Source organism: Corynebacterium sp. HMSC075D04 (assembly GCF_001815635.1).
Taxonomy (GTDB): Bacteria; Actinomycetota; Actinomycetes; order Mycobacteriales; family Mycobacteriaceae; genus Corynebacterium; species Corynebacterium coyleae.
Map to the genome: position 1 here is coordinate 5,513 of NZ_KV821337.1, position 7,576 is coordinate 13,088.

Consider the following 7,576-nt stretch of genomic DNA (forward strand, 5'->3'; position numbering starts at 1 on the left):
TCGGAGTGACCACAACCGTGTAGTCACCCGTCGGAATCTCATCCAGCTTCACATTGCCGTTGGAATCAATCGACACCTCACGACGCTCATTCGTCTTCGGGTCAACCAACTCAATCTTTTCAACAGCTTCCGGATCCACAGAACCAGACACCGAACCCTTATCGCGCGAAGGCGCAACATTCTCCAGCTTGGTGTCCTGGTCCTTCTTCACCTCCACTGTCTGATCCTTAGGCGCGGTGTACTTATCCTTATCCTTCGGAGTGACCACAACCGTGTAGTCACCCGTCGGGATTTCCTTCAGGTCCAGGTTGCCGTTGCCATCCATCGGCACCTCACGACGCTCCTGCGTCTCCGGGTCAACCAACTCGACCTTGGACACAACATCCGGATCAACCGAACCAGACACCGAACCCTTATCACGGGTAACGGTCAACGTGACCTTACCATCGCTGTTTTCCGGGACGTATGTCGCGACCTCGCCTGTGACCGAGTAACCCTTAGGTGTCTTCACCTCTAGTACGTAAGAACCAATTGGGGCCTTTTCCCAGGTAAATTCACGATCTTTTGTTCCGAAACTGTAGGTATCGGTGTCGTTATGGAGAGCGTTAACTTTAACCGGTACAGGAGTATCGAGCTCTACTGTCAAGGAGCCAATTCGCTTAGTCAGCGAGAAGTTCTTAGTTTCGATGCCATTATTCGTAACGTTAGCGCTCTGCGGGTCAGGCACGGCAAGGTCACCAGGAACAGTTTCGGTCACAACCTCGACCCGGTATTTACCAGTTGGCAAATCCGTAACCGAGTACTCGCCGTTATTTACGTCAACAATCTTTTCAACATCGCGGGTGGCATCTTCGTCTCCGGTAACACGGATCTTCAGATTCGAGCCCTTTGGGGCATTCGTTACAGACCCCTCAATGGAACCCTTCTCGCGCTGCGGAGTGATATCTCCGAGTTTGCTCTCTTTCTCAGCCTCAATCTTCACCTGCCGGCCATCAGGCTTTGCGTATCCGTCTGCTGGTGTAACTACAAGGGTGTAATCCCCCTCTGGAATGCCAGATGCCGAGATTTTACCGTCAGCATCCACCGATACAGACGTAGATCTTCCATTGGCATCAACGAGTTCAACCTTTTGAATTGAGCCACGCTTCGCAGTTCCAGACAAAGAACCCTTGGTGGATTTCGCCTTCATTATGAGTTCAGAGAAGGACGCACCACGGCCCGGGAATCCCGCATTGCTCGCACCTTTCGCGCGAATCAGGAATGACTTGCCATCACGGACGCGATAATCAATCGGATTCTCAAGCTCCAGGGTGATTCGCCGACTGTACTTCCCCTTAGCATCTTCTGAGATCTTCTCAACCTTGGCAGATTTGACCATCACTGATCGGTCACCCTGCTCAACAGTCAGCACCTGGTTCGCAAATTTCTCATCAAGCGCTTTGATCTTACGTTTTTGAGACCGATTCGGGGCATCGACATTTGAAACCGTCAAATAGACATCAAATGTGATCTCTTTGACGTTTTCCAAACCTTTCGGCTCGTTGTCCCCAGCGTAAAGAACCCAGTCCTTCCCCTGGGTAGTTGGACGAACCTGGCTAATTGACAGCTGCTCTTCTGCGGCCGCCTCAAAGGCAAAGGAACCACCAACAACACTCGGCACAGCCAAACCAGACAGCGCCAGCGATACTGCGGTCATACCCGCGATCGCGGTGCGTTTGCCGGAGAAGCCGCGACGTGCGGAACGGTGCGCGCCGGCGTTCGCGTTGAAATCGAACGGGTTAGAAGCGTTATTCAAGATTGCTCCAATGGTTGATTTATCTATAACGGGAGAAATTCGGGCAAGAAGTACATAGAACACGAACTTCAGCACGAGACTGCCAAATAAATTACCAATTTGGACAGTTGCTTTCAAGCGCGCTTACACCTGAAATACCCGTTTAATCAGGGCTTATTCAGCTTCAAAGAGTTCCTTAATGTTCATCGAAAGTTCATCTAAGAAACTTGGACACGAGAAAGGCCCCACACGATCCGTGTGGGGCCTTCCCAAAATTGGTGCGCCCGGAGGGATTCGAACCCCCAACCTTCTGATCCGTAGTCAGATGCTCTATCCGTTGAGCTACGGGCGCAGTGCCTGTTGGCAACGAAGAAGAACATTACACCCGGCAGGGCGCACCACCAAAACGGCAGTTCAGGACACTATTACAGGCCAAGCACACTCTTGGCGATGAGGAAGTAAATGACCAAACCGGTCGCGTCGCAGAAGGTAGAGATGAACGGGTTGGAGAACACCGCCGGGTCGGCGCCGACTGCGCGAGCGATGATCGGCATGATGCCGCCGACGGTCGCGGACATGGCGCACACACAAAAAAGTGTGGAACCGATCACAATGCCTATTTCTTGCCCGAAAACGGCCCACGCGATACCCAAACCGAGGATGCCAAGCACCGAACCAAGGGTCGCGCCGACGCGCAGTTCGCGCCACATGACTTTAAAGATGTCGCCCTTGGTCACGTCGTGAAGCGCTAGCGCACGCGTCACCGTTGTCGCGGCCTGGTTACCGGTGTTGCCGCCGGTGCCGGTCAGCAGCGGAATAAATAGGGACAGCACGGTCACTTGGGCGAGCGTGTCCTCAAAGATGCCGAGCACCTGCACGGTCAGAATCGCGGAAACCGCCAGCACGAGCAGCCACACGATGCGGGATCGCACCAGGTTGAGCACCGGCGTGGACAGGTACGGCTGCTTCAGCGACTCGGAACCACCCTGACGTGCGGAGTCCTCGCTGTCGGCGAACTCGACGATGTCCTGGGCCTCGTCGTAAGTAAAAATGCCCACGAGGTGCTGGCCGTTATCCACCACCGGGTACGCGAGGTGACCAGACGCGAGCAGGCGACGCGCCGCATACTCGGCGTCTTCGCTCTCCACGACGGTGGGGGTTTCGCGCATGATGGTGCCCACTTCGTCGTCCGCACGCGCCTTGAACAGGTCCTTCAGGCTGAGTACGCCGGTGACGTGGTGCATGTCGTCGATAACTGGCACGGTGTAGATCGTCTCCAGGTCATCAACATGCGCGCGCAGCTTATCGACGACCTCCTGCGCCGTCTCCGTCGCACCAACCGCCTCCACATTCGGCGACATCACACGGCCGACCGACCCCTTCTCGTAGGCGAGAATCAGGTCTGTGTAGGCGCGGTCGTCCTCATCCAACTCGTTGAGAACCCGCTCCGCCACCTCCGGATCCATGTGATCGAGCAGCATGACCAAGTCCTCGGTGCCGAGGGCATCGAACAGGCCGGGGATCTGATGATCACCTAAGGCTTCGACGATTTCGGCCTGGTGGGCGGGCGCGAGGGCGTCGAAAAGCACAGCGGCTCGAGGCGCTGGCAGCAGTCGCACCAGCTCCGCACCGCGTCTCGACGGCTGCCGCTCCACCAAACGGACGATGTCACGCAAGTCCATCCCCGCGAGTTTGTGCTGCATAGCAGCCAAATCGCGCGGGGATAGACGGCGGCGCCGCAACTTCCGTTCAATATTGGCCAAATCAGCCGTTTGCATAGCTCTCACACCGCGAGCGTACCTGGCTTCATATTCACCCGAGCGGGGGCTATTCCCAGATAGCTATTCCGCATTTATTACGCATGTGTAAAACTTTACGAACGTTTTGCGATACATCTCGCGGAAACACCCAGGAATCGGCGTTATCGCCCAGACCCAAGGAGCCCTCATGGCAAAAACTGTACGTTCCCGACGCGTATCCATCGCGGCGGGCGCGCTCTCCCTGGCGCTGGTGGCGCCATTCGTATCCCCCGTCAGCGTCACCCCAGTGGCAGCAGCTGTCGACGCAGATGCGTTCAAGAAGACCTACGACACCACTAACTTCTGGGATGTCGACGAAGCAGTCGTGGAAGGGCTTGTGCTTGAGCCCGGCGACAAGGTCGAAGCAACGGCACCCCTTCTCGCCCGCAACAAATGGCGCTTCCGCACCAGCGGCTGCAACCTGATTCTCATCCGTCCAGAGGCTGCGATCTCCTTCGGGAAGGGCAACCAGAACATTGCGATCAAGGTAACCAAGGCCGACGGCTCTTCCTTCGACACCACGCTGAAGGTCAACGTCGTGGATAAGAAGGCCGAGGGAAACACGTTCACCGAGCCTGCCGACGCCTGCCCGACCCCAGAGGAGCCAACGCCTGAGGCTCCTACCTCGGAGGAGCCGACACCTGAGGCCCCAACCTCGGAGGAGCCCGCTCCGACCACGACCGCTCCTGCAGAAGAGCCCACCTCTGAGCCGGCTCCGACGACGGCTACCCCGCCGGCGGAGGAGTCGTCGACAAGCAATGCCCCGAAGACAACCGCAAACGCCTTCAACGGTCGCTTCAACACCGCCAACTTCTGGAACAAGAAGGAAGCAGTGGTCGAAGGCCTGAAACTGCAGCCGGGTGACACCGTCGCACCGACGACGAACACGATCTTCAACTGGAACTTCCGTAACGACAACGGCACCCTCACCGTGATTCGCCCGCAGTCCGCGACTGCTTTTGGTACCGGCAACAAGGACATCGCCGTGAAGGTGACCCCCGCCGAGGGCGAGGCGTTCACGACCACGCTGCGTCTGAACGTTATCGACGAGCGCCCCGTCGGCGATTGGGAAAAGGAACTGGAGAAGACCTACCCGGTCGACTTTGAGAAGTCCACCTCCGCCAAGACGCTGGATGCGCTCAAGCTGCCGAAGGGCGTGACCCTGAGCAAGGGTGGCGTGAGCCTGCCGACCGGCTGGAGCGTCACCACCGACGCCGACGGCGTCCGCATCACCCCGCCGACCACCTTCACGGAAGGCGACATTGAACTGCCTGTCTCCGTCGAGCAGGTCCACGACGACGGCACGAAGGACACGTTCAAGGCAACGCTGAAGATTGCTGCGAAGAACCCGTCCAAAACCCCGGCTGAAGTAGCAGGTACCGCAGCAGACATTCTCGGCCCGCTGCTCGGAAGCATCATCGGCGGTGCGACCGGTGGCACCGGCCTGGGCAGCCTCATTGGCAACCTGATCGGTGGCGGCAAGGGCGAAGGCTCCGAAGGCGGCAGCGGCGGCGGCCTTGGTGGTGTCATCGGCAACGCTCTCGGCGGCCTGCTCGGTGGCGGTAAGGACGGCAAGAGCCCGCTGGAGGGCATCGTCAAGGTTGAGGTGCAGCCGAGCGGCATCATCGTCACCGGCAACGCCAACCCGACCGTGGAGATCCGTGACAACGGTTCCAACAACGGTTCCGGCAACTCGGTCGTCGTGACGAACAATGCGAACCCGACGGTGGACATTCGCGACAACGGCTCCAACAATGGTTCCGGCAACTCGGTCGTCGTGACGAACAATGCGAACCCGACGGTGGACATTCGCGACAACGGCTCCAACAACTCCGTGGTTGTTACCGATAATGCGAACCCGCGCGACAACTTCAACAACAACGGCAACCCGTCCGTTGTCATTACGGATAACCTGAACCCGGTTATCACGGGCAACATGAACGACAACGGGTCCAACAACGGCTCGAACAACTCCGTTGTGGTCACCAACAACGCCAACCCGGTCATCACCAACAACGCCAACAACAACGGCTCGAACAACTCGGCCATTGTGACGGGCAACGCGAACCCTGTTGTCACCGGCAACGCGAACAACAACGGTTCTGGTAACTCGGTCGTCGTCACGGACAATGCAAACCCGCGCGACAACCTGAACAACAACGGTTCCAACAACTCGGTCGTGGCGACCAACAACGCCAACCCGACCGTTGTCATCACCGGCAACGCGAACGACAACGGCTCGAACAACTCCGTTGTGGTCACGAACAACGCCAACCCGGACATCCGCGACAACGCCAACGGTGGTCTGTTCGGCAGCTCGGGTGGCTCCTCGAAGAAGGGTGGCAACGGCGACCAGCAGGGCGGCGACAAGCTCGTCGGCGCCAAGGTCAACGCCACCGGTGGGTCCTCCGACCCGCGCTGCATCGCTTCCCTCGTCGGCCTTGGTGTGCCGCTGGTCCTGATGCTGCCGCTCGCGCTGGCTAACCAGGCGGGCCTCCCGGGTCTGGGCCAGGCAAACGGCCAGGCTGGCGACATCTTCACCGAGGCCGCCCGCAACGCTGGCCTCGATCCTGCCCAGGCGATGGCAATCGGCGGCGGTATCGTCGGCCTGGTTTCCGCGCTGCTGATCGCTACCGCGGTACGCACCTGTGTCCCGGACGTGCAGAGCGTTGACATCAACGTCAACGGCTCGTCCCGCAAGGATAAGGAGGAGGCGCCGACTACGGTTGCGCCGGTCGTCGAGACGCAGTAGCCCCTCAATGCGAAAACCCCCGCTGAGCGGGGGTTTTTCTTGTGCGCCCGGAGGGATTCGAACCCCCAACCTTCTGATCCGTAGTCAGATGCTCTATCCGTTGAGCTACGGGCGCAATGGCGGAGATGACAGGATTTGAACCTGCGGCCCCCGTCAAGGGGGCAACTCCTTAGCAGGGAGCCCCATTCGGCCACTCTGGCACATCTCCAGCGCTGCGTACACATTACCTGTATCCGGGCGAGCAGCCAAATATCACCGAAATCCGTCCGTATACTCGGCCGCATGAAAATCCACACGTGGCTCAATTCCGGACTGGCAGCACGCGACAATTCCGGCGACACCGCGGACTACCTCCTCTGGTTCCCCGCGGCGCTGGACACCCTCGGCACCGGGCCGCTCACCGGCAAGCTGCACTTCACGCCGAAGACGTCAGTACTACGCGACGCCCCCGCAGGCACGGTGCTCCTCGGCATCCCAGTGGGTGATCTCCAGGGCATTCCGCCTATCGACGACACCACCACCCCCATCCACCTCACCAACCCCCTCCCCCTCGAGCAGATCCAGGTCGTCGCCGGCCAGAACCGTCCCGACACCAAGCGCGCCATCGAGATCCTGCGCGACGTCCCCGGCGAGCGTCAGTTCCACACCATGCCGGAACTCTTCCCATAAAAGAGGCCGACCCCGAGGTTTAAGTCCCTCGAGGTCGGCTTTCTTGCTGGCGGTTACTTCTCCGGAGTCGTCGTCACCGGTGCCGTAGTGATCGGCATCGGCTCGGACGAACCACCCTTGATCGAGGTGAACGCCTCACCCTTCTCGTTCGAGCACCAGTCGTACAGCACACCACCTGCAGCGACCAGACCAAGTACGCCAAGTGCGATAGTGCCGAAGCGCTGGATGTTCGGGTCGTTGCCAATCGCCTGGATCTGGCGGTTCGCAGCATCGAGCTGCGCGCGGATCTCCGCGAACTGGTCGTTGTCTCGGCCGGCGCCGCCGTGGCCACGATCTGGAGTATCGCGACGCATCGCCGCCTGAATGTCAGCGTTGACCTTAGCCAACTGTTCGTTGATCGCGCCCATGTACGGACGAGCCAACTCGCCACCGACGGCACCAAGCACCGCAATCGGCACCAGGTACAGCAGCGGGGACGCCACAGCGTTAGCCACGCAACGCTCCCAGGCACCGTTGTCAGTCTTGCCGTTCGGCTTTTCAACCTTGGTGGTCGGAACCGGAACAGTCTCGGTGACGGTTTCG

Annotated in this window: 5 protein-coding genes and 3 tRNA genes; 2 read left to right on the forward strand and 6 right to left on the reverse strand. The window is 59.3% G+C overall.

The annotated features are described in order from the left end of the window. From HMPREF3048_RS04860 to mgtE, 3 genes are all read right to left on the reverse strand, one after another. On the reverse strand, window positions 1–1,912 hold a 1,912-nt coding region (locus HMPREF3048_RS04860; protein WP_168164665.1), incomplete at its 3' end, for an MSCRAMM family protein. Between the two features lie 138 nt (window positions 1,913–2,050). After that, window positions 2,051–2,126, reverse strand: a tRNA-Arg gene (locus HMPREF3048_RS04865). Window positions 2,127–2,199: 73 nt separating this feature from the next. Next, window positions 2,200–3,552 (reverse strand): magnesium transporter, encoded by a 1,353-nt coding sequence (mgtE, locus tag HMPREF3048_RS04870; RefSeq protein ID WP_070422014.1) that lies wholly within the window; start codon window positions 3,550–3,552, stop codon window positions 2,200–2,202. Window positions 3,553–3,721: 169 nt separating this feature from the next. Here mgtE and HMPREF3048_RS12635 point away from each other — a divergent pair, with 169 nt between their 5' ends. Further along, the gene (locus HMPREF3048_RS12635; RefSeq protein ID WP_141758860.1) at window positions 3,722–6,325 is read left to right on the forward strand and encodes a hypothetical protein; all 2,604 of its coding nucleotides are present in this window, start codon (window positions 3,722–3,724) and stop codon (window positions 6,323–6,325) included. Between the two features lie 42 nt (window positions 6,326–6,367). Here the strand turns inward: HMPREF3048_RS12635 and HMPREF3048_RS04880 are convergent. Next, window positions 6,368–6,440 (reverse strand) — tRNA-Arg (locus HMPREF3048_RS04880). A gap of 2 nt (window positions 6,441–6,442) precedes the next feature. Beyond that, window positions 6,443–6,533: transfer RNA gene (locus tag HMPREF3048_RS04885), tRNA-Ser, on the reverse strand. A 74-nt stretch (window positions 6,534–6,607) separates the two neighbouring features. Here HMPREF3048_RS04885 and HMPREF3048_RS04890 point away from each other — a divergent pair. Continuing rightward, the gene (locus tag HMPREF3048_RS04890) at window positions 6,608–6,994 is read left to right on the forward strand and encodes a hypothetical protein (protein WP_070771360.1); all 387 of its coding nucleotides are present in this window, start codon (window positions 6,608–6,610) and stop codon (window positions 6,992–6,994) included. A gap of 53 nt (window positions 6,995–7,047) precedes the next feature. On the opposite strand, the gene HMPREF3048_RS12270 is transcribed toward HMPREF3048_RS04890, so the two are convergent. Continuing rightward, on the reverse strand, window positions 7,048–7,576 hold a 529-nt coding region (locus HMPREF3048_RS12270), incomplete at its 5' end, for a hypothetical protein (protein WP_168167338.1).

Coding starts and splice junctions, on each gene's coding strand:
- mgtE (WP_070422014.1), bottom strand. CDS start 3,552: ATGCAAACGGCTGATTTGGCCAATATTGAACGGAAGTTGCGGCGCCGC.
- HMPREF3048_RS12635 (WP_141758860.1), top strand. CDS start 3,722: ATGGCAAAAACTGTACGTTCCCGACGCGTATCCATCGCGGCGGGCGCG.
- HMPREF3048_RS04890 (WP_070771360.1), top strand. CDS start 6,608: ATGAAAATCCACACGTGGCTCAATTCCGGACTGGCAGCACGCGACAAT.